The following is a 20039-nucleotide window of genomic DNA, read 5'->3' as shown; positions in this document are numbered from 1 at the left end:
ACGGAGAGCCATGAAGATCGGAATCGTCGGAGCCACCGGCCAGGTCGGCGGAGTGATGCGCGACATCCTCGCCGAGCGGGCCTTCCCGGTGGACCAGCTTCGCCTGTTCGCGTCGGCCCGGTCCGCGGGGCGCACGCTGCCGTGGCGGGACGCTCCGGGCGGTACGGTCACGGTGGAGGACGCCGGCACCGCGGACTACTCCGGGCTCGACATCGTGCTGTTCTCCGCCGGCGGCGCCACCTCCAAGGCCATCGCCGAGAAGGTCGCCGCGCAGGGGCCCGTCGTGATCGACAACTCCTCCGCGTGGCGCCGCGACCCCGCGGTGCCGCTGGTGGTCTCCGAGGTCAACCCGCACGCGGTGGCCGACCGCCCCAAGGGCATCATCGCCAACCCGAACTGCACCACGATGGCCGCGATGCCCGTGCTCAAGCCGCTGCACCGCGAGGCGGGCCTGGTCTCCATGGTCGTCGCCACCTACCAGGCGGTCTCCGGCTCCGGCCTGGCCGGCGTGGACGAGCTGTACGAGCAGGTCCGCGCCGCAGGCGAGGACGCGCCGAAGCTGACGCGGGACGGCGCGGCGGTCGCGTTCCCCGAGCCGGCGAAGTACGTGGCCCCGATCGCGTACAACGTGCTGCCGATGGCCGGCTCCCTCGTCGACGACGGGCTCGACGAGACGGACGAGGAGCAGAAGCTGCGGCACGAGTCGCGCAAGATCCTGGAGATCCCGGAGCTGAAGGTCTCCGGCACCTGCGTCCGCGTCCCCGTCTTCACCGGGCACTCGCTCCAGGTCAACGCCCGCTTCGCGGAGCCGCTGAGCCCCGCGCGGGCCACCGAGGTGCTGGCCGGTGCGGAGGGCGTGGCCCTCGCGGACGTGCCGACGCCGCTGGGCGCGGCCGGGCGGGACGTGTCGTACGTGGGGCGCATCCGCCGGGACGAGACCGCGGAGAACGGGCTGGCGCTCTTCCTCTCCGGCGACAACCTGCGCAAGGGGGCCGCGCTGAACGCGGTGCAGATCGCGGAGCTGGTGGCGGCGGAACTGCGGTCCTGAGCCGGGGCGGGCCTCCGTCCGACCGGGTTTTCCACAGGCCGGCACGGGCCGTACGGGCGGGGGTGCCGCCGTCATCCACAGGCCGCTTCGCGCGGGGGGCGGGCGTGCGAGGATTGCGGTCAGTCGTAGGCGTAAGGAGTAGCCCCAGGTGCCTGGCACGAATCTGACCCGGGAAGAGGCGCAGGAGCGCGCGCGCCTGCTGAAGGTGGACGCGTACGAGATCGATCTCGACATCTCCGGCGCCAAGGAGGCCCAGGAGGGCGGCACCTTCCGGTCGGTGACGACGGTGCGGTTCTCGGCCGCCGAGGAGGGCGCGGAGACCTTCGCGGACCTCATCGCGCCCGAGGTGCACGAGGTGGTGCTGAACGGTACCGCGCTCGACGCCGCCGAGGTCTTCGCCGACTCCCGGATCGCCCTGCGGGGGCTGCGCGCGGGGGAGAACGAGCTGCGGGTCGTCGCGGACTGCGCGTACACCAATACGGGTGAAGGTCTGCACCGCTTCGTCGACCCGGTGGACGGCGAGACGTATCTGTACACGCAGTTCGAGGTCCCGGACGCGCGCCGGGTGTTCGCCAACTTCGAGCAGCCGGACCTGAAGGCGACGTTCGCCTTCACGGTGACCGCGCCGGAGGGCTGGCAGGTCATCTCCAACTCGCCGTCGCCGGAGCCGGCGGCCGGGGTGTGGCGCTTCACGGCCACGCCGCGGATGTCGACGTACATCACCGCGCTGATCGCCGGTCCCTACACGTCGGTGCACGGCACCTGGGAGGGCGACGGACGGACGGTGCCGCTGGGCGTGTACTGCCGGCCCTCGCTCGCGGAGTTCCTGGACGCGGAGGCCATCTTCGACGTCACCCGGCAGGGCTTCGACTGGTTCCAGAAGCGGTTCGACTACCCGTACCCGTTCGAGAAGTACGACCAGCTCTTCGTCCCGGAGTTCAACGCCGGCGCGATGGAGAACGCGGGCGCGGTCACCTTCCGCGACCAGTACGTCTTCCGCTCCAAGGTCACCGACGCGGCGTACGAGATGCGGGCCGACACGATCCTGCACGAGCTGGCCCACATGTGGTTCGGCGACCTGGTGACCATGGAGTGGTGGAACGACCTCTGGCTGAACGAGTCGTTCGCCACCTACTCCTCCACCGCCTGCCTCGCCCAGGCGCCCGGCTCGCGCTGGCCGCACGCGTGGACGTCGTTCGCGAACCAGATGAAGACGTGGGCCTACCGCCAGGACCAACTGCCGTCCACCCACCCGATCATGGCCGAGATCACCGATCTCGACGACGTGCTCGTCAACTTCGACGGCATCACGTACGCCAAGGGCGCCTCGGTGCTCAAGCAGCTCGTGGCGTACGTCGGCGAGGACGAGTTCTTCCGCGGCGTGCAGGCGTACTTCAAGCGCCACGCCTTCGGCAACACCCGGCTGAGCGACCTGCTCGGCGCCCTGGAGGAGACCAGCGGGCGCGACCTGGCGGCCTGGTCCAAGGCGTGGCTGGAGACCGCCGGGATCAACGTCCTGCGGCCCGAGCTGGAGACCGACGCCGACGGCGTGGTCAGGTCGTTCGCCATCCGCCAGGAGGCCCCCGCGCTGCCCGCGGGCGCCAAGGGCGAGCCGGTGCTGCGCCCGCACCGCATCGCCGTCGGGCTGTACGAGCTGAAGGACGGCCGGCTGGTCCGTACCGACCGGCTGGAGCTGGACATCGACGGCGAGCTGACCGACGTGCCGCAACTGGCGGGCCGCCCCCGCCCCGCGGTCGTCCTGCTCAACGACGACGACCTCACCTACGCCAAGGTCCGGCTCGACCCCGCCTCCCTGGACGTGGTCACCAAGCACCTCGGCGACTTCGAGACCACGCTGCCGCGCGCGCTGTGCTGGGCGTCCGCCTGGGACATGACCCGCGACGGCGAGCTGGCCACCCGCGACTACCTGGACCTCGTCCTCTCCGGCATCCGCAAGGAGAGCGACATCGGCGTGGTGCAGTCCCTGCACCGCCAGGTGAAGCTGGCCCTCGACCTCTACGCGGCCCCCGACTGGCGCGAGACCGGCCTGGCCCGCTGGTCGGCGGAGGCCGAGACACGGCTCCACGCCGCCGAGCCGGGCGGCGACCACCAGCTCGCCTGGGCCCGCGCCCTCGCGGCCACCGCCCGCACCGACGGCCAACTCGACCTGCTCGCGGGCCTCCTCGACGGCTCCCGCACGATCGAGGGACTCGACGTCGACACCGAGCTGCGCTGGGCCCTGCTGCACCGCCTGGCCGCCACCGGACGGGCCGGCGAGGACGCCATCGCGGCGGAGCTGGAGCGCGACAAGACCGCGGCCGGCGAACGCCACGCGGCCTCTGCCCGGGCGGCCCAGCCGACCGCGGCGGCCAAGTCGCGGGCGTGGACGGAGGTCGTGGAGGAGGGCAACCTGGCCAACGCGGTGCAGGAGGCGGTGATCGCCGGCTTCGTCCAGACCGACCAGCGTGACCTGCTGGCCCCGTTCACGGCGAAGTACTTCGACGCGGTCAAGGACGTCTTCGACTCCCGCAGCCACGAGATCGCCCAGCAGATCGTCGTCGGCCTCTACCCGGCCCTCCAGGTCTCCCAGGCCACCCTGGACGCCACGGACGCCTGGCTCACGGAGACCCAGCCGTCCCCGGCCCTGCGCCGTATGGTGACGGAATCCCGCGCCGGCGTAGAACGCGCCCTCCGGGCCCAACAGGCCGACGCGGCAGCGGCCGGGTCCTGACTCGGCTCCCGCGCCGCCCGCTCCGGCCGCCCGCACGCGGCCGGAGCGGGGGCACAGGGGGCGGGCGGCCGCGGGTGACGGATCCATCGGCGGCCAGCTCCGCCTGGGCGAGGGCCTCGGGCTCCCCGATGACCTCGTACCTCACGCCTCAGTGCTGCCGAACACGCGGCGGTAAGCCTCGTCATGCGAGACGCCGGCGTTCTCGCCGCGGGCCTGGCGGGCGCGGTAGGCGGCCAGCGGGCGCAGCTCTTGCAGTTCCACGGCGTCGGTGGGGGGCTTGGCCGCGTACGCCTGAAGGCGCTGTTCCGCCAAGTAGCAGTGCTCACGGTTGAAGTTGCAGCCCTTGTTGATCTCCTCTGGTTCGGTGGCATGCTGGCCGAACGGCAGCTAGAGGTAGGCCATCTGGAGGCCGTCGTGTGCGACGTGGAATCGGGTTCTGAACGATTACCCCACGGTGCACTCAGGCCGGGTTGATGAACGGGTGGCCAAGATGAAGGCACTCCTCCGGCCGTACCGGTCCAATAAGGCAGCACGTGAGGTTTATGAGCGTGCCCATCGGATGTCCGCAGCCAGACATGTGACGGTCAAAGCGTGACGGAGATGAGTAAAAGGCGAGCCTCGCCCCGGACTGACCCCCGCGCGCTCCTCCCGGCCGCCGGCGCCTGGCACGCCGCGCGGTCGGCGGGGGCGGGCGCGGCGGTCAGGGGCGGGTGGCCTTGCCGGATCTTCGAAGGCAGGCGGGGTGGAGGTGTCCACTGGCTCGCCGGGTGGTGACGCAAGTGTGTGGCAAGTCGACTCAGCGGACTGTCGGAGCCGGCAGTGTGACCGCCTCGCGCAGCTCGGCGGCGGCCTGGGCCATGAGCTGAGCGAGGGTGGTGTCCGGCTCGGCTAGCCAGCGGGGCATGGCGCGCCGGTGGATCGCCAGCACCACGTCGATGATGAAGCGTGCTTTGCCGGGCTCGACGCCGCGGCGCTCGAGCGCCGGTGCCAGCGCGTCGGCGATGTCGGCGAGCTTGATCAGATCGCGCTCGGCCAGTGCCGGGTTGGCGGCGATCACTCTTCCCCGGCGCAGCAGGAACTCGCGTGGGCGGAAGATCTCCTCGGCGGTTCCCAGCGCGGTCAGCAGCGCCTCGATCGGGGTGAGGCCCGGGTCGGCCGCCTCGACCTGGGCGACGAGGTGGGCCTCGAGTTCGTTGCCGGCGAAGAGGACTTCCCGCTTGTCGGGGAAGTAGCGATAGAAGGAGCGCTCCTTCAGGCCGGCGGCGCCTGCGATCTGCGCGACCGAGGTGCGCTCGAAGCCCTGCGTCTCGAACAGCTCGAGCGCCGCGCGTTCGAGCCGGCCCTGTGCGTCGGATTCCCATCGCGGCATGCCCACCAGGATACGACAACAGGAGCTGTTATCAGCCTGGTACGGTCAATGACAACAGATGCTGTTATCAGCCAGGAGATCGTCATGAAGGCTCTGCAATTCGACCGGCTCGGTTCCCCGGACGTGATCGTGCTCCGCGACGTCCCACAGCCGGAGCCGGGACCCGGCCAGATCCGGATCGCCGTGCGGGCATGCGGCCTGACACCGGCCGACTGGCACGTCGTCGACGGTCTCCTCGCCGACCATCTGCCGCCGCTGCCGCGCGGGCTCGGCCTCGAGGTCGCGGGCACCGTCGACACGCTCGGCGAGGGCGTCACCGGCGTCCAGATCGGCGACCGCGTGTTCGGCCCGGCCACCTTCGACGGCCCGACGGCCGGCGCCGCCGAGTACGCGCTGATGCCGGCCTGGGCACGCATTCCCGAGGGCGTCACCGCCGAGCAGGCCGCCGCGCTGCCGATGGCGGCCGAGACGGCGTGGCGCGCGCTCGACGACCTCGGCGTCCAGCCGGGTGAGCTGCTGCTCGTCCACGGCGCGGGCACCACCGTGGGTGAGGCGGCGGTGCGCCTCGCGCTGCACCGGGGTATTCGGGTGATCGCCACAGCCGGGCCGACCCGGGCCGCCGCCCTGGAAGAGATCGGCGCCCAGGTGACCGCCTACGGCGAGGGCATGGCCGAACGCGTCAGCGCACTGACCCCGGGCCCCGTGGACCGCGCCCTGGACACCTCACCGACCGGGGGCCGGATCGACCGCGCCGACCAGCCCAGCCCGGCCGGCGGCTCGCTACCGACCTTGATCGAGCTGACCGGGGATCCCGACCGTGTCCTCACCGTCTCGGACTTCGCCGCCGCAGCCGAACTGGGCGTCCGGATCACCACCGAGATCCGCTACGACCAGATTGAAGAGTTCGCCAGGCTCGCCGGCGAAGGCATCCTGGTCGTACCGGTCGCCCGCACCTACACCCTCGACCAGATCCAGGAAGCGGCCAAGCTCAGCCAATCCCGCCGCCCCGGCGGCAAACTCATGCTCGTCCTGTGATCGCCCTGCCAGCCTGATGAAGCGAGACCACCTCGACGAGGAACGGGGCCAGCCGGCCTTGCCACCACAACTGGCGGTGCCGAGGACACCTTGTCCGGCACGAAGCCCAGCCACGGCAACGTGCACAACGTCACGCCCAGACCGAGCCGGTCCGCCGGACCGCGACCCCGGCCGGGATCGACGAACGCGATATCCGCCGGGTCAGCGTGAAGAACCTCGCCAGCTCGTCCCGGCCGATCTCCGGGAACCCTCGCAGGCGCTCCAGTTCCTCGCCCGCGAACACCTGCGTCGCCACGAACGACCTCCCCAACTCCGCCAGATCCGCAGGTCGGAAGCCTACTCAGCCATATCCGCCCGATTTTCGGCGAGTACTGCGGGGATCCCTGACTCGGGGTCGACGAGGACTATTCCGGAGCGGATGGGGTTGGGGATGCCGACGCAGCGGGTCACAGGCGGGCCTCTAGCCGTTCGCGTGGGTGTCCATGTTGGTTCCGGAAGGGCTACGACGTCATGGACTAAGGGGATGTCTCATGTGGCGAGTTTCGCGGGCTTCTTGTAGCAGGTGAGGGCGGCGGCCAGGCCGAGGAAGGCGAGGAAGTGGGAGCACTTTCGCTCGTACCGGATGGTGAGGCGGCGGTAGCCGAACAGCCAGGCGATCGACCGCTCGATCTTCCAGCGGTGTCGGCCGAGCCGTTCGCTCGATTCGATCCCCCAGACCGTTCTGGCGCTCCTGCGGGACGCCTGCCGCCGCGGCGAGGTCTGCCGGCCGCTGGACTGGGGCTCCCGAGCGTTCGTGGATAAGGGCTTGGCCGCCCCGCCTGGCCTGGGCCAACGGTCACGGCGGCGCGTCGGGAGGACCCAGCTGGGCCAGTGCGGTGGCGCTCGGGCTACCGGGATCTGCGGTGTAGAGAACCAGCCGCAGGCTGGTGCCGGGCATGAGCAGGGTTTGACGGTCAAGTTCCAGCTCGCCGAGTTCGGGATGATGCAGGCGTTTGCGCAGCGTCGGTCGGGGGCGCACGTCGTGGCTGCGCCAGCCGGCGACGAAGTCCGGGTTGTGCGCGGCGTATTCGTTGACCAGCTCGCCCAGCGCACGGTCCGCCGGATGGCGGGCGCCGGCCGCGCGCAGGTGGGCGGCGGACTGCCGGGCGAAGTCGCCTTCCGCGCCGACGGGAGCCGAGCAGAGGGTGCCGCCCAGCCGGATGGCGAGGCGCACGGTGTTGCGCTCGTGGACGGGCAGCTGCGCGAAGTCGATGATCAACGCGGCCGCCGCAGCGTTCCAGGCCACGATGTCCTCTAGGTCGTTCACCAGATAGGCGGGAATCGGGCCGAGCCGGTGCAGCAGTCGGCGTGCGTCGGCAGGCACCGGGGCGCGATCGGCGTCCGTACTGGGCGGGATCTGCCCGGCCAGCCGTGCCAGGTGCTCACGCTCTGTGGCGGTGAGGCGCAGCGCCGTGCCCAGCGCGGTCAGCACCTGCGGCGACGGACGCGGCGCGCGGGCCTGCTCCAGTCGCTCGTAGTAGCTCGTGGACACCCCGGCCAGGGCGGCCACCTCTTCCCGGCGCAGCCCGGGGGTGCGCCGGGCACGCAGGCCGGGTGGGTGGACAGCCGTGGTCGGCATCTGGGCCGGGCGCAGCGCCTCCCGCCGACGGCGCAGGAAGTCGGCCAGTTCTCCTCTGCTCACCCGGCCAGGTTGGCACAACGGCACTCGGCTTAGCCACGGACCAGTGGTCCGGGGCTCACTGGTGCGTTCCACGGCACTGCCTCGTGCGCCCACTCTGGTGCGGTCACACGTCCTGCTGAACGCTGGAGAATCACCGTGTCACCACGCACTTCCGAAGAGACCTTTGGCCAGCTGCTGGAGCTGCTGCTGGCCAAAGACATGGATGCCATCGCCGATCTGTGGGCGGAGTACGGCACCGCCGAGTTCCCCTTCGCCGAAGGGGCCTCACCGAGATGGCTGACTGGACGTGAGGCCGTCCGGGGCTATCTGGCCGGCTACCCGGACCTGATGGACGTGCAGGCGATCCCGACCCTCACCGTGCGCCACACGGACCAGCCGGACACCATCGTGGTGGAGTTCACCGCGCGCGGCCGCACGGTGGCCACCGATGAGCCGTACCAGTTGGACTACATCACGGTGCTCACCACCCACCAGGGCCTGATCACCCGTTATCGGGACTACTGGAACCCGCTGGCCGCCGCCTCAGCGGCAGGCACGCTGCCCGAACTGCTCGGCTCGCTGCGCTCGCAGGCCACCCGATGACCGGCGTGCTGATCACCGGCGGCACCGGGAAGACGGGAAGCGCCCTGGCCGAACTGCTCCGCAAAAGCGGTGTGCCGGTCCGGGTGGCCAGCCGCATCCCACCGGCCGACGCCCCGGACGCGGTTCGGTTCGACTGGAGCGACCCGGTCACCCATCCGGCCGCGCTGCACGGGATGGACCGGGTCTACCTGGTGCCTCCGGTGGACACCACGGACCCGATGCCGCTGGTCGAACCGTTCTTGGCCGAGGCCGAACGCCTCGGCGTGCGCCGGGTGGTGCTGCTCGGCTCCGCTATCGTGCTGCCCGGTGCCCCAAGTGCGCTGGAACTGGCCGCGCACGTGCGGGCCCGGCCCGGATGGGTGGTGCTGCGCGCCTCCGGGTTCATGCAGAACTTCCTGGCCCCCCACCCGCTGGGTGAGCGGATCCGGCGACGCGGTGAGATCCGCACCGCCGCCGGAACCGGCCGGGTGGGCTGGATCGACGCTCGCGACATCGCGGCGGTGGCCGCCGTGCTACTGGCCGAACCCGACGGCCACCCCGACGAGCGGCGTGACTACCTGCTCACCGGGCCGAAGGCGCTGAATTACCAGGACGCGGCACAGATCATCACCATCCACACCGGCCGGCCGATCCGGGTCGTGCCCGTCGGGGTCGCCGAGCAGGTAGACACCTACCGTGCGTCCGGCATGCCGGACGCCTTCGCGACCGCCCTCGCCGCTGTCGACGCCGGCATCCAAACCGGCCGTGACGACCAGGTCAGCACCGCGGTGCTGGACCTGACCGGACGCCCGCCCCGCACCTTCGCCGAGTTCGTCCAGGACCACGCACCCCAGTGGGCGAACGCCGGGACACCCGAAGACTGACCGACACCTGTGCTGGCCCCGGCGTGAACTCCTCCCTGGACCAGCCCGTGAACTCGGCCACCCATCGTGCTCAACCCGCCAGATCAACTGGCAACTCGCCAACGGAAGTGCTCAGTCACAACAGCTCACGGCAGCACCACATGAGACATCCTCTAAAGGTCCAATCCGCCCCCGCCCAGTTGATGCAATGCAATGGCCCACCAGTCTTCGGGCAGCTCGAAGGAGAACGGGTCGATGCCTGCGAGGGTGCTCCGCAGCGCATCGAGCGACTCCTGCTCGATGCCGGGGTCGGCGGCCACATTTTCCCTGTGCAGCTCGATGCGGTACAGAAACTCAATGAATTCGGGAAGGTTGTTGTTCACGACTTCACCGCGAGGCTTTGTGCCGCCGAATTGAATCAGCGTAATGAAGCGGTCATAGGCGGACAGCGAGAACCGGATACCCGAATCGCCAGGAGGCCCGCCGATGACGATCTCCCGATGCTCCTTGCCCTTACCGGTGGTGACATCGGTGACGTTCAGGAAGCCGGGCTCTCCGTGAACTTCGGTAGTGAAGTACGGTGAACTGGTTCGAGGGAGTCCGATGGACGTGATCGCCGCAGCGTCTTCCGCGTGCAGGCCGAGGTGCTCGATGTCCTGATCGGTGAGCGTCAAGATGTTTTCGGGGCCGTAGAGGTCAGTCATCTGCTGGTGCTTGATCATTTATCTTCTTCTCGGGATTACGGGTTTTTCGGTTCTTCGAGCTTGAGCGGGGTCTGCCGCAGTCGGCCTGTCACACCGTCACAGACGAGGAAAACGGGGTGAGTTGGGCCTGGATGCCGGAAGCCCGTGGTCGTGGGTGATCACCACTGTTCTCTACGCAGCTTGATCACCTGGACACACGGGCTTGGACGATAGTACGACGTTGCTCGACCTGGACGGCCTGGCCGTTCAGAAGGTCGAGCGCCTCGCGGACGGTTGATCACGTGCACCAGCGCCATCCCGTGCCCGCGCCCGAGGTCGTGGTCCTCCTTCAGCCCGACGAACTGACGCGGCGTGAGGCCGGTCTTGTCCGGGACATCGGGGCTACTCCCGTTTCGTCATTGTCCGCATCGTCGACGCGGACAACAACGACGCCCCGATATCCCTTCCCACCAGCGATAACGCCGGTACGGCGCCGGCACGGCGCGGTCAGCGCGGCAGGACCACCACGTGGGTGGCGTGGTCCCGTTCCGCCGAGGCGATCATCGCGGCCCGTACCACCTCCGCCTGCTGCTCCGGCGCCTCGCGCAGCCCCCGCGTGGTGACGTGGACGACCGTGATGCCCAGGCGTTCCAGGGTCTCCCGCTTCCGCGCGTACTGGGACCACAGCGCCTCCTCGTCGTGGGAGGTGCGGCGCGGGGTGCGGGCGTCGATCTCCACGGCGACCGCGTGGTCCGGCCAGTAGGCGTCGACGCCGCCGAGGTGGGGGCCGCCGGGCAGGCGGAGGTCGACGTTCCAGAGGGGGTCGGGCAGGGCGTGGGCGTCGACCATGGCGTACAGGCGGCCCTCGGCCAGCGCGCGGCCCTCCGCGATCAGGGTGTCGACCGCGTCGATCACGTGCGCGCGGCCCAGCAGCCGGGCCCGGCTCAGCTCACGCACCACCGCCGCCGCCTCGCAGTGCCCGCCGCGCACCGCCTCCGTCAGCAGCCGGTGCACGTCGGCGGCGTCGGTGAGGACCGCGACCGTGTCGGCGAGGGCGCGCGGGACCGGGGCCACGGGCAGGCCCGTGATGCGGTCCGGGCGGGGGAGGGTGTGGGCGCGGACGAGGCGGACGGAGGTGGTGGAGCGCAGTCGGCGGGTGCGGGGGAGGAGGACGTCGATCCGGTCGAGGGCCAGCAGCGGCGGGGCGGCGGTGAAGCCGTGCAGCGCGAGCGCCGCGAGCCCGGTGATCATCGCGTCGCCGTACGGCGCCGGGGTGGCGTCCTGCGCCGGGGCTGAGGCGGCCGGGCCGCGGGTCTGGCCGGGTACGGTGGCGCGGCCCGGCGACCGGCCGGCGTAGAGCAGGGCCGCGTGCAGCCGCTCGGCCGGCGTCGGTGGCCCCGCGTGCAGCAGGTAGACGCCGGGCAGGAGTTGCTGCCACGGGCCGCCGGGGCGGCAGCGCTGCGCGGCGTCGGCGGCGGCGATGCCGTGCTCGCGCAGTTGCCGGGCGGTCATGACCTGGTCGCGGGCGCCGGCGGCGTCGCGGAGCGGGCGCGGGCTGAGCGGTGCCGGGGAGGCTGAGTTCGCGTTCATGGCCGCTGGATTCCCGGCGTCCCACCCTCCCCTAACCGCTGTTACAGGGCCGTCGAAGAATACGGACAAGCCGGGGCCAATGGGCACACGTTCGACTGTCGAGCAGAGGTGCCGTCAGCCGGTGCGGGCCGCGCCTCCCGACGGCTCACTCCTGCCCGTCGCGCTCCTGCGCGCGCAGCGCGCGCGCCAGGTCGTCGCGCGCCTCCCACACCAGCCGCCGCAGCGCCGGTGGCGCCGATCCTTCGGTCTCCCGCAGCCAGGCGTCCGTCGCGTCCAGCGTCCCCCGGTGCGCCTGCAGCGCCGGGTAGAGGCCCCGTACGACCGCCATGGCGCTCTCGATCGTCCGCTCCCGCCAGATCCGCTCGATCGAGGCGAAGTACCGCGGCGCGTACGGCGCGAGGAGGTCCCGCTGTCCCGGCCGGGTGAAGCCGGAGATGGTCGCCTCGACGATCGCGTTGGACAGCTCGTCGGAGTCCACGACGGCCGTCCACGCCGCCTCCTTGACCCGCGCGTCGGGCCGGGCGGCCAGGCAGCGCACCTGGTGGCGCTTGCCGGACGCGGTGTCGTCGCGGGCCAGTTCTGCGTCGACGGCCGCCGCGTCGGCGGCGCCGTGGGCGACGAGCGGCAGCAGCACCTCCCAGCGCAGCTCCTGGTCGACGTCCAGCCCGTCGATCTTCGCCTGGCCGTCGAGGAGGCCGTGGAGCAGTTGCAGGTCCTGCTCCGTACCGGCGACGGAGGCGAAGAAGCGGGCCCACGCCAACTGGTGGTCGCTGCCGGGCGGCGCCAGCCGCAGCTCGCCCAGCGCGCCCTCGGCGAGGGCCTCTTCCGCCGCGGCGCGGTGCCCGGGCGCGGCGTAGTGGTCGACGGTGTAGTGCGCCTGCTGGTGCAGGCCCTGGAGCACGCCGATGTCGGTCTCGCGGCCGGCGAAGCGCAGCACGAGGTCGAGGTAGTCGCGGGCGGGCATGAGGCCGTCGCGGGTGAGGTCCCAGGCGGCGGCCCACAGCAGGGCGCGGGCGAGGGGGTCGGAGACGTCGTCGAGGCGCTCGCGCACGGTGTCGAGCGAGTCCTCGTCGAAGCGGGCCTTGCAGAAGGTCAGGTCGTCGTCGTTGACGAGGATCAGCTCCGGGCGTGGCTGCCCGGCCAGCTCCGCGACGACCGCGTGCCCGTCGGTGACGTCGACCTCGGCGCGCGCGTAGCGCACCAGCTCGCCGGAGGCGTCCGGCTGCCCGTAGAGGCCGACGGCCACCCGGTGCGGCCGCGGGGCCGGGGCGGCGGCGCCCGGGCCGGACTCGGGGCTCTCGCGCAGGATCGCCAGCTCGGTGATCCGCTCGTTCGCGTCGTACGTCACCTGCGGCGTGAGGGTGTCGACGCCGGCGGTCTGCAGCCACGGCCCGGCCCACGCCGACATGTCCCGGCCCGACGTCTCCTCCAGCGCGGCCAGCAGGTCGGCGAGGCGGGTGTTGCGGAAGGCGTGCCGCTTGAAGTAGCGGCGGGCGCCCTCCATGAAGGCGTCCCGGCCGACGTACGCGACGAGCTGCTTGAGCACCGCGGCGCCCTTGGCGTACGTGATGCCGTCGAAGTTGAGCTTGGCCGCCTCCAGGTCGTGGATGTCGGCCGTGATCGGGTGGGTCGTCGGCAGTTGGTCGGCCCGGTAGGCCCACGCCTTGCGGCGGTTGGCGAAGGTGATCCAGCTCCCGGTGAACCGGGTGGCCTCGGCGAGCGCCAGCGCGCCCATGTAGTCGGCGAACGACTCCTTGAGCCAGAGGTCGTCCCACCACTCCATGGTCACCAGGTCGCCGAACCACATGTGCGCCATCTCGTGCAGCACGACGTTCGCCCGGCGCTCGTACGCCGCGTCGGTGACCTTGCCGCGGAAGACGAACTCCTCGCGGAAGGTGACGAGGCCGGGGTTCTCCATCGCGCCGATGTTGTACTCGGGTACGAACGCCTGGTCGTACTTGCCCCACGGGTAGGGGTAGTCGAAGTGGTCGTGGAAGAAGTCCAGGCCCTGCTTGGTGACGGTGAAGACGTCGTCGGCGTCGAAGTGCCGGGCGAGGGACCTGCGGCAGAGCGCGCCGAGCGGCACGACCAGCTCCCGGCCGTCGTCGAACGTGCGCGTGTAGCGGTCCTCCAGGTGGGCGTACGGTCCTGCGAGGACGGCCGTGATGTACGTGGAGATCGGCTTGGTCGGCTCGAACCGCCAGGTCGCCGACTCGTCCTGGTGCGGCTCCGCGGCGCCGGCCAGGGCCGCGCCGGAGAGCACCGTCCAGTGCCCGGGCGCCGTGACGGTGAAGGTGAACGGGGCCTTGAGGTCGGGCTGTTCGAAGGTGGCGAAGACCCGGCGGGCGTCGGCCGGCTCGTACTGCGTGTAGAGGTAGACCTCTCCGTCCTCCGGGTCGACGAAGCGGTGCATGCCCTCGCCGGTGCGGCTGAACGCGCAGCGCGCGTCGACCACGACCTCGTTCTCCGCCGCCAGGTCCTCCAGCGTGATCCGCGATCCGTCGAAGACCGCCCCCGGGTCGAGGTCACGCCCGTTGAGGGTCACCGCGGTCACGTCCGGCGCGATGAGGTCGAGGAAGGTCGCCGCGCCCGGCTGGGCGCAGCGGAACCGCACGGTGGTCACCGACCGGAAGGGCCCGGGCGCGGGGGCCACCGCCGTGCGCAGGTCGAGCTCGACCTCGTACGCCTCGACCTCCAGCAGCCGCGCGCGCTCCCGGGCCTCCTCGCGGGTCAGGTTCTCACCGGGCACGGGGTGACTCCTTCGTCTCGCAGGTCCGATGGCGAAATCATGTCATGCGGGTACCCCGCCGGCGGTGCTGACGTACCAGGCCCACGAGGGAGAGTGCCGCGGTCAGACCCGCCGTGGTCAGCAGTTGGGTGCGCGAGTCCGGCTTGCGCAGCATCAGCACCAGGATCCCGCCCATGGCGGCCAGCGCCGCCCAGGTCAGGTACGGGTACGCCCACATCCGTACCGTCAGCAGCTCCGGCGCCTCGCGCTCCAGCCGGCGGCGGGTGCGCAACTGGGCGGCGGCGGTGAACGCCCAGACCACGAGGATCGCGGCGCCGACCATGTTGAGCAGCCACTGGAAGAGCGTGTCGGGCCAGCGGTAGCTGAGCAGCACGGCGGCGAAGCCGAAGGAGCAGGTGGCGACGACCGCGCGGCGCGGCACGCGGTGGGTCAGCTTGCCGAGGAAGCGCGGGCCCTGGCCGCGGGCGACGAGGGAGTACGCCATGCGCGAGGCGCCGTAGATGTTGGCGTTCATCGCGGACAGCAGCGCCACCAGCACGACGACGTTCATCACCTGGCCCGCGGCCGGGATGCCGAGGTGGTCGAGCGCGGCGGCGTACGGCCCTGACTTCACCGCCGGGTCGTCCCACGGGATCAGCGCGACGACGACCAGCATCGAGCCGACGTAGAAGATCGCGATCCAGGGGCCGCGCCGCCCAGGGCGCCCGCGGGGGCGCCGGCGGTGCCGTCGGTGTGGGGGGATGTGCTCATGCTGGTGTCCTGGGGGGTGGTGCGTGGGGACGATTCAGTCTGCGGCATCGCGCCGGGCGCGCGCCGCGGCCGGGGAGCCGGCGTTGGAGGGGTTCCACAGCGGGAGTCGGGCGTACGGCCGGGCAGTTGGCCCGGCGCGAAACCCGATCACTGTGTGGCGTATCTCACGTGACCTGCTCGGATGCTGGAATCGCGGTCCCCGGGCCGGTAGCCGCGGGGGTGCGGGGGAGTGACAGGTATGTGCGGCGGGGAATTGGCACCTTTCCACGGTGATCGGCCCGAGGCCGTCGGCTAGCGTACGCAGCGTCCCCGTACCCCGTGACGGACCCGCGAACCGAGACCGGAGAACCCGATGAGCACTGCCGCCGTCTCCTCCCCGCACCACGCGCGCCCCGGCGCCGTACTCGCCGACGTGCTGCCCGCCTCGACCGCGGCCCGCGCCCGGCTGCGCGACATCGCGCTCGTGGCCGGCGGCGCGGCGCTCACCGGCGCCGCCGCCCAGTTGTCGGTGCCCGTGCCCGGCTCGCCGGTGCCGGTCACCGGGCAGACCTTCGCCGCGCTGCTCGTCGGCGCCTCGCTGGGCACCGGGCGGGCGTTCCTCTCGCTCATGCTCTACGCGGTCGCGGGCGTGGCGGGGATGCCGTGGTTCGCGGAGGGCTCCTCGGGGTGGGGCATGCCCTCGTTCGGGTACGTCCTCGGGATGCTCCTCGCCGCCGCCGCCGTCGGCGCGCTGGCCCGCCGCGGCGGCGACCGCGACGTGTGGCGCACGGCCGGCACGATGGTCCTCGGCAGCGTCGTCATCTACGCCGTGGGCGTGCCGTATCTGGCGCTCTCGCTGAACGTCCCCCTGGGCGAGGCGGTCTCCCTCGGCCTCACCCCGTACCTCCTCGGCGACGCCCTGAAGGCCGCCCTCGCGATGGGCGCGCTGCCCGCCGCCTGGCACATCGCCGGGCGTGCGCACCGGGGCTGACCCGGGGCCCGTAGACTCCGGGCCATGCGCGTGTACCTCGGCAGCGACCATGCCGGCTACGAACTCAAGGAACACCTCCTCGCCTGGCTCCGGGAGCGCGGGCACGAGCCCGTCGACTGCGGCCCGCTGATCTACGACGCCGACGACGACTACCCGCCGTTCTGCCTCCGCGCCGCCGAGCGCACCGCCGCCGACCCCGGCAGCCTCGGGGTCGTCATCGGCGGCTCGGGCAACGGCGAGCAGATCGCCGCCAACAAGGTCGCGGGGGTGCGCTCGGCGCTGGCGTGGAGCGAGGAGACGGCGCGGCTGGCGCGCGAGCACAACGACGCCAACGTCGTCAGCGTCGGCGCCCGGATGCACACCCGCGACGAGGCCACGAGCTTCGTCGAGGTGTTCCTCGCCACCCCGTACACCGGCGAGGAGCGCCACCAGCGGCGCATCGACATGCTCAGCGCGTACGAGCAGAGCGGCAAGCTCCCCGACGTGCCGGCGCACCACCCGCAGCCGTAGCGGCCACCACGGCCACCACGAGCGGGACGGGCGGGACGGGCGGGACAGGACAGGACCGAGAGGGGGCGTATGCCCGAGGGCCACACCATCCACCGGCTGTCCGTCGAGTACGGCGTGCGCTTCGGCGGCCGGGCGGTCCGCGCGGCCAGCCCGCAGGGCAAGTTCGCCGACGGCGCCGCGCTCATCGACGGCTGCCGGCTCACCGGCACCGACGCCCACGGCAAGCACCTCTTCCTCGGCTTCGGACCCGTCGGCCATCTCCACGTCCACCTCGGGATCTACGGCAAGGTCGGCTTCGGCGACGGCCCCGCGCCGCCGCCCGTCGGCGCGGTCCGGCTGCGGCTGGCCACCGGCGCCGGCTACGCGGACCTGCGCGGCCCCTCGGCGTGCGAGCTGGTCACCGAGGAGGAGAAGGACGCCGTGCACGCCCGGCTCGGCGACGACCCGCTGCGCGCAGGCGACGACGGCGAGGCGGCGTGGGCGCGGATCTCGCACAGCCGCGCGCCGGTCGCCACGCTCCTCATGGACCAGCGGGTGATCTCCGGCGTCGGCAACATCTACCGCACCGAGGTCCTCTTCCGGCACGGCATCGACCCGTACCGCGCGGGGCGCGACCTCGGCCGCGCCGCCTGGGAGGCGGTCTGGGCGGACCTCGCGGTGCTGATGCGCGAGGGCGTGCGCACCGGGCGCATCGACACCGTACGGCCGGAGCATCTGCCCGAGGCGATGGGCCGCCCGCCGCGCGTCGACGAGCACGGCGGCGAGGTCTACGTCTACCGCCGCGCGGGCCGCCCCTGCCACCTCTGCGGCACCGACGTACGCACCGCCACGCTCGCCGCGCGCAACCTTTTCTGGTGCCCCGCATGCCAGCCCACGTGACCCTCGTCCCAACTGCGTTCGCGCAGGCCCTCCTTCGTTCAAAACTCCGTGAATTCGCATACGATTCCGGCAGTGCCGCCCGAAGAGTGCGGTCGGCACGCCGTGAATCGACGCCCGGCGCGGCGGGTGGATAGGGTCCCGGGGCATGGCCGGAGGTGTGGGTTCCACCTCGCAAGCGGCCCGGTGGCACAAGGCGCTGCACCGGGCCCGCGTAGGCGTGCGCAGGGCCGGTGTCGACTACTTCCGCGGTGAGGGCTCCGACTGGATGGCCCTCGTCTTCCTCCTGCTGACCATCCCGGCGCTCGCCGCCGGCACGATCCTCTCGGCGGCCTGGATCTCGCCGGCCGCGCTGGTGCTGCCGATCTTCATCGGCGGCCTGGTGCTGCGGCCCGCCAGCCTCCTCGCGCTGTACGCCGCCTCCGCCACCGCGCTCATCGTCGAGGCGATGCTTCTCGGCCCGTACGCGGAAGGCCCGGCCCGGGTCACTCCCGGCACCGTGCTCGTGATCGCCTCGGTGGGGCTGACGGGTCTGACCGTCGCGCAGTTCCGCAGCCGCGTCGGCGTGCCGTGGCGGCGCGGCGGCACGATGCTCTTCGACCTGCGCGAGCGGATCCGGGTGCAGAGCAAGCTGCCCCGGCTGCCGCGCGGCTGGCACGCGGAGATGTCGCTGCGCCCGGCCGGCGGCCAGTCCTTCTCCGGCGACTTCGTCGTCGCCTCCCGCACCCACGGCGGCCAGATCCTGGAGGCCGTGCTCACCGACGTCTCCGGCAAGGGCATGGCCGCCGGCTCGCGGGCGCTGCTGCTCTCCGGCGCCTTCGGCGGGCTGCTCGGATCGCTGCCCCCGCACGACTTCCTGCCCGCCGCCAACGGCTATCTGCTGCGCCAGGAGTGGCAGGAGGGCTTCGCCACCTCCGTGCACCTGGTGCTGGACCTGGAGTCGGGGGACTACGAGCTGTTCTCCGCGGGGCACGTGCCCGGCGTGCAGCTCAGCGCCGGAACGGGCCGCTGGGAGGAGAAGGGCGCGGAGGGGCCGCTGCTCGGCGTGGTGGAGGAGGCGCAGTTCGACCCGCTGAAGGGCACGCTGCGCCGCGGGGACGTGCTGATGCTCTTCTCGGACGGGCTGGTCGAGGCGCCGGACCGGGATCTGACCGAGGGCATGGACCGGTTGATAGGCGAGGCGGACCACTACGCGTCGAGCACGTTCCGGGGCGCGGCCTGGCATCTGATCGAGAAGGTGGCCAAGGACGTCAAGGACGACCGGGCGCTGCTGCTGATCTGCCGCGAGTGAGGCGGACGTGCCGGGACCGGGGCGCTCGCGCGTCGCCGTCGCGCGCGTACGCCCCGGTCCCCGCGGTCACGTGGCCCCGGCCGTCTCCGGCGCGGGTTCCAGTGCCGTCCCGCCCGCGGGCGGTTTGCCCCCGGGCAGGAAGCGGGCCAGCCAGTGCGACCGCCCCGCCGCCAGCGGCGCGAGCACGGCGAGCACCAGCACGTACCCGGCGATGAACGGCGACAGCCGCCGGTCGAGCCCGGCCGTGGCCGCCATCGTGGCCAGGATGAGCGCGAACTCGCCCCGGGCCAGCAGCGTCAGCGCGATGTTCGAGGCGGGCACCGCCCCGAACCCGTACAGCTTCGCCGCGGCGAGGCCCGCGCTGACGTTCATCACGATCGTCAGCAGCACCGCGAGGGCCACGGGGGCCGCGACCGAGGGCAGGTCGCCCGGGTCGATCGAGAGCCCGAAGCCGAAGAAGAAGATGGCGCCGAAGGCGTCCCGCAGCGGGTGCACGAGCGTGCGGATCCGCTCCGCGGACGTCGTACTGCCGAGCATCAGGCCGACCATGAACGCGCCGATGGCGTCCGCCACCCCGAACCACTCCGAGATCCCGGCGACGAGCACCGCGGCGCCGAGGAAGGAGATGACGAGCAGCTCGTTGTCGCGGGTGTCGAAGAGCCGGCCGATGACCTTCGTGCCGAAGCGCGCGATCGTGGCCAGGACGAGCAGGAAGGCCATCGCCTTGCCGGCCTGCAGGGCGGCCTCGCCGGGGCCTTCGGCACCGGACAGGACGGGCTGCAGCACGGCCAGGTAGAGGGCGAGGAAGATGTCCTCGATCACGATGATGCCGAGGATCGGTTTGGTCTCGCCGTTCCCGATCCGGCCGAGGTCGACGAGGATCTTCGTGACGATGGCGGACGAGGAGATGCCGAGCACACCGGCGAGCACCAGCGCCTCGGACGTGCCCCAGCCGAGCGCGAAGCCGAAGCCGACTCCCGCGCCCACGTTGAGCAGCAGATAGATGCCGCCCGCCACGGCCATGCGACGACCGCCCGACTTGAGGTCGTCCATGTGGAATTCGAGACCGAGGTAGAACAGCAGCAGGACGAGGCCCAGAGCGGTGAGCATCTCCAAGTCGTGCGGGTCCTTGACCAGCACGATGCCGGGGGTGTTCGGGCCGAGCAGGATGCCGGCGAGGATGAAGAGCGGGATGGTGGGCAGCCCGATGCGGCTGCCGATACGGGCGAGGATGGCGGCCGCCATGAAGGCGCCGCCCATGGCAATCAAGGTGTCTGCGTGTCCGATGGGTTCCTCCCGGGGTCGTGGGGACGGCCGTTCCGGGACCTGAGC

General features: G+C 71.9%; 19 protein-coding genes and 1 pseudogene. 9 read left to right on the top strand and 11 right to left on the bottom strand.

What is annotated here, in order from left to right; translation table 11 throughout:
- Positions 1 to 10: 10 nt before the first annotated feature.
- A complete protein-coding gene (locus OG946_RS10885) occupies positions 11 to 1048 on the top strand; it encodes an aspartate-semialdehyde dehydrogenase (RefSeq protein ID WP_326795928.1) in 1038 nt (345 codons plus the stop codon).
- A gap of 148 nt (positions 1049 to 1196) precedes the next feature.
- The gene (gene pepN, locus OG946_RS10880; protein ID WP_326795927.1) at positions 1197 to 3779 is read left to right on the top strand and encodes an aminopeptidase N; all 2583 of its coding nucleotides are present in this window, start codon (positions 1197 to 1199) and stop codon (positions 3777 to 3779) included.
- A 141-nt stretch (positions 3780 to 3920) separates the two neighbouring features.
- Here pepN (OG946_RS10880) and OG946_RS10875 read toward each other — a convergent pair whose 3' ends face one another.
- Both OG946_RS10875 and OG946_RS10865 read right to left on the bottom strand, forming a co-directional pair.
- On the bottom strand, positions 3921 to 4091 hold the full coding sequence (locus OG946_RS10875) for a hypothetical protein (protein WP_326800477.1): 171 nt from the start codon (positions 4089 to 4091) through the stop codon (positions 3921 to 3923).
- 484 nt (positions 4092 to 4575) lie between these two features.
- On the bottom strand, positions 4576 to 5148 hold the full coding sequence (locus tag OG946_RS10865) for a TetR/AcrR family transcriptional regulator (RefSeq protein WP_326795926.1): 573 nt from the start codon (positions 5146 to 5148) through the stop codon (positions 4576 to 4578).
- An 84-nt stretch (positions 5149 to 5232) separates the two neighbouring features.
- Between OG946_RS10865 and OG946_RS10860 the strand changes: the two genes are divergently transcribed.
- Positions 5233 to 6183, top strand: a complete 951-nt coding sequence (locus OG946_RS10860) for an NADP-dependent oxidoreductase (protein WP_326795925.1) — start codon at positions 5233 to 5235, stop codon at positions 6181 to 6183.
- A gap of 130 nt (positions 6184 to 6313) precedes the next feature.
- Here OG946_RS10860 and OG946_RS10855 read toward each other — a convergent pair whose 3' ends face one another.
- The 3 genes from OG946_RS10855 to OG946_RS10845 all read right to left on the bottom strand — a co-directional run bounded on the left by OG946_RS10855 (position 6314) and on the right by OG946_RS10845 (position 7864).
- Positions 6314 to 6478, bottom strand: coding sequence for a hypothetical protein (locus OG946_RS10855; protein WP_326795924.1), 165 nt, complete (start codon positions 6476 to 6478; stop codon positions 6314 to 6316).
- Positions 6479 to 6711: 233 nt separating this feature from the next.
- Positions 6712 to 7080, bottom strand: coding sequence for a transposase (locus OG946_RS10850; protein WP_326800207.1), 369 nt, complete (start codon positions 7078 to 7080; stop codon positions 6712 to 6714).
- On the bottom strand, positions 7019 to 7864 hold the full coding sequence (locus OG946_RS10845) for a helix-turn-helix transcriptional regulator (RefSeq protein ID WP_326795923.1): 846 nt from the start codon (positions 7862 to 7864) through the stop codon (positions 7019 to 7021). The genes OG946_RS10850 and OG946_RS10845 overlap by 62 nt, the downstream gene beginning before the upstream one ends.
- Before the next feature lie 135 nt (positions 7865 to 7999).
- Here OG946_RS10845 and OG946_RS10840 point away from each other — a divergent pair, with 135 nt between their 5' ends.
- A complete protein-coding gene (locus OG946_RS10840; protein WP_326795922.1) occupies positions 8000 to 8446 on the top strand; it encodes a nuclear transport factor 2 family protein in 447 nt (148 codons plus the stop codon).
- Positions 8443 to 9309, top strand: a complete 867-nt coding sequence (locus tag OG946_RS10835; protein ID WP_326795921.1) for an NAD(P)H-binding protein — start codon at positions 8443 to 8445, stop codon at positions 9307 to 9309. The genes OG946_RS10840 and OG946_RS10835 overlap by 4 nt, the downstream gene beginning before the upstream one ends.
- Positions 9310 to 9461: 152 nt before the next feature.
- Here OG946_RS10835 and OG946_RS10830 read toward each other — a convergent pair whose 3' ends face one another.
- From OG946_RS10830 to OG946_RS10810, 5 genes and pseudogenes are all read right to left on the bottom strand, one after another.
- Positions 9462 to 10010, bottom strand: a complete 549-nt coding sequence (locus OG946_RS10830) for an SUKH-4 family immunity protein (RefSeq protein WP_326795920.1) — start codon at positions 10008 to 10010, stop codon at positions 9462 to 9464.
- 140 nt (positions 10011 to 10150) lie between these two features.
- Entirely contained in the window at positions 10151 to 10324 is a 174-nt protein-coding gene (locus OG946_RS10825) for a hypothetical protein (protein ID WP_326800206.1), read from the bottom strand.
- Between the two features lie 154 nt (positions 10325 to 10478).
- Positions 10479 to 11561, bottom strand: a complete 1083-nt coding sequence (locus OG946_RS10820) for a hypothetical protein (RefSeq protein WP_326795919.1) — start codon at positions 11559 to 11561, stop codon at positions 10479 to 10481.
- Positions 11562 to 11706: 145 nt separating this feature from the next.
- On the bottom strand, positions 11707 to 14310 hold the full coding sequence (gene pepN / locus OG946_RS10815; RefSeq protein WP_326795918.1) for an aminopeptidase N: 2604 nt from the start codon (positions 14308 to 14310) through the stop codon (positions 11707 to 11709).
- A 37-nt stretch (positions 14311 to 14347) separates the two neighbouring features.
- A pseudogene (locus OG946_RS10810) lies at positions 14348 to 14989 on the bottom strand (amino acid permease); the annotation flags it as partial.
- Positions 14990 to 15412: 423 nt separating this feature from the next.
- Between OG946_RS10810 and OG946_RS10805 the strand changes: the two are divergent.
- The 4 genes from OG946_RS10805 (at position 15413) to OG946_RS10790 (ending at position 18707) form a co-directional block, all read left to right on the top strand.
- Positions 15413 to 16030: a biotin transporter BioY gene (locus tag OG946_RS10805; protein ID WP_326795917.1), complete on the top strand. Its 618-nt coding sequence runs from the start codon at positions 15413 to 15415 to the stop codon at positions 16028 to 16030.
- A gap of 24 nt (positions 16031 to 16054) precedes the next feature.
- On the top strand, positions 16055 to 16540 hold the full coding sequence (locus OG946_RS10800; RefSeq protein WP_326795916.1) for a ribose-5-phosphate isomerase: 486 nt from the start codon (positions 16055 to 16057) through the stop codon (positions 16538 to 16540).
- Positions 16541 to 16609: 69 nt separating this feature from the next.
- Positions 16610 to 17419 carry an Fpg/Nei family DNA glycosylase gene (locus tag OG946_RS10795; protein ID WP_326795915.1) on the top strand — a complete coding sequence of 270 codons (810 nt, stop codon included), beginning with the start codon at positions 16610 to 16612 and terminating at the stop codon, positions 17417 to 17419.
- A 145-nt stretch (positions 17420 to 17564) separates the two neighbouring features.
- Positions 17565 to 18707, top strand: coding sequence for a PP2C family protein-serine/threonine phosphatase (locus OG946_RS10790; protein WP_326795914.1), 1143 nt, complete (start codon positions 17565 to 17567; stop codon positions 18705 to 18707).
- Between the two features lie 66 nt (positions 18708 to 18773).
- Here OG946_RS10790 and OG946_RS10785 read toward each other — a convergent pair whose 3' ends face one another.
- Positions 18774 to 19967: a cation:proton antiporter gene (locus OG946_RS10785; protein WP_326795913.1), complete on the bottom strand. Its 1194-nt coding sequence runs from the start codon at positions 19965 to 19967 to the stop codon at positions 18774 to 18776.
- Positions 19968 to 20039: the final 72 nt, after the last annotated feature.

The sequence above is a fragment of the Streptomyces sp. NBC_01808 genome, from assembly GCF_035917395.1.
GTDB lineage: Bacteria > Actinomycetota > Actinomycetes > Streptomycetales > Streptomycetaceae > Streptomyces.
This window is presented reverse-complemented; position numbering and strand designations above follow the sequence as displayed.

Coding starts and splice junctions, on each gene's coding strand:
- OG946_RS10885 (WP_326795928.1), top strand. CDS start 11: ATGAAGATCGGAATCGTCGGAGCCACCGGCCAGGTCGGCGGAGTGATG.
- OG946_RS10865 (WP_326795926.1), bottom strand. CDS start 5,148: ATGCCGCGATGGGAATCCGACGCACAGGGCCGGCTCGAACGCGCGGCG.
- OG946_RS10860 (WP_326795925.1), top strand. CDS start 5,233: ATGAAGGCTCTGCAATTCGACCGGCTCGGTTCCCCGGACGTGATCGTG.
- OG946_RS10835 (WP_326795921.1), top strand. CDS start 8,443: ATGACCGGCGTGCTGATCACCGGCGGCACCGGGAAGACGGGAAGCGCC.
- OG946_RS10830 (WP_326795920.1), bottom strand. CDS start 10,010: ATGATCAAGCACCAGCAGATGACTGACCTCTACGGCCCCGAAAACATC.
- OG946_RS10820 (WP_326795919.1), bottom strand. CDS start 11,561: ATGAACGCGAACTCAGCCTCCCCGGCACCGCTCAGCCCGCGCCCGCTC.
- OG946_RS10805 (WP_326795917.1), top strand. CDS start 15,413: ATGAGCACTGCCGCCGTCTCCTCCCCGCACCACGCGCGCCCCGGCGCC.
- OG946_RS10800 (WP_326795916.1), top strand. CDS start 16,055: ATGCGCGTGTACCTCGGCAGCGACCATGCCGGCTACGAACTCAAGGAA.
- OG946_RS10795 (WP_326795915.1), top strand. CDS start 16,610: ATGCCCGAGGGCCACACCATCCACCGGCTGTCCGTCGAGTACGGCGTG.
- OG946_RS10790 (WP_326795914.1), top strand. CDS start 17,565: ATGGCCGGAGGTGTGGGTTCCACCTCGCAAGCGGCCCGGTGGCACAAG.
- OG946_RS10785 (WP_326795913.1), bottom strand. CDS start 19,967: ATGGGCGGCGCCTTCATGGCGGCCGCCATCCTCGCCCGTATCGGCAGC.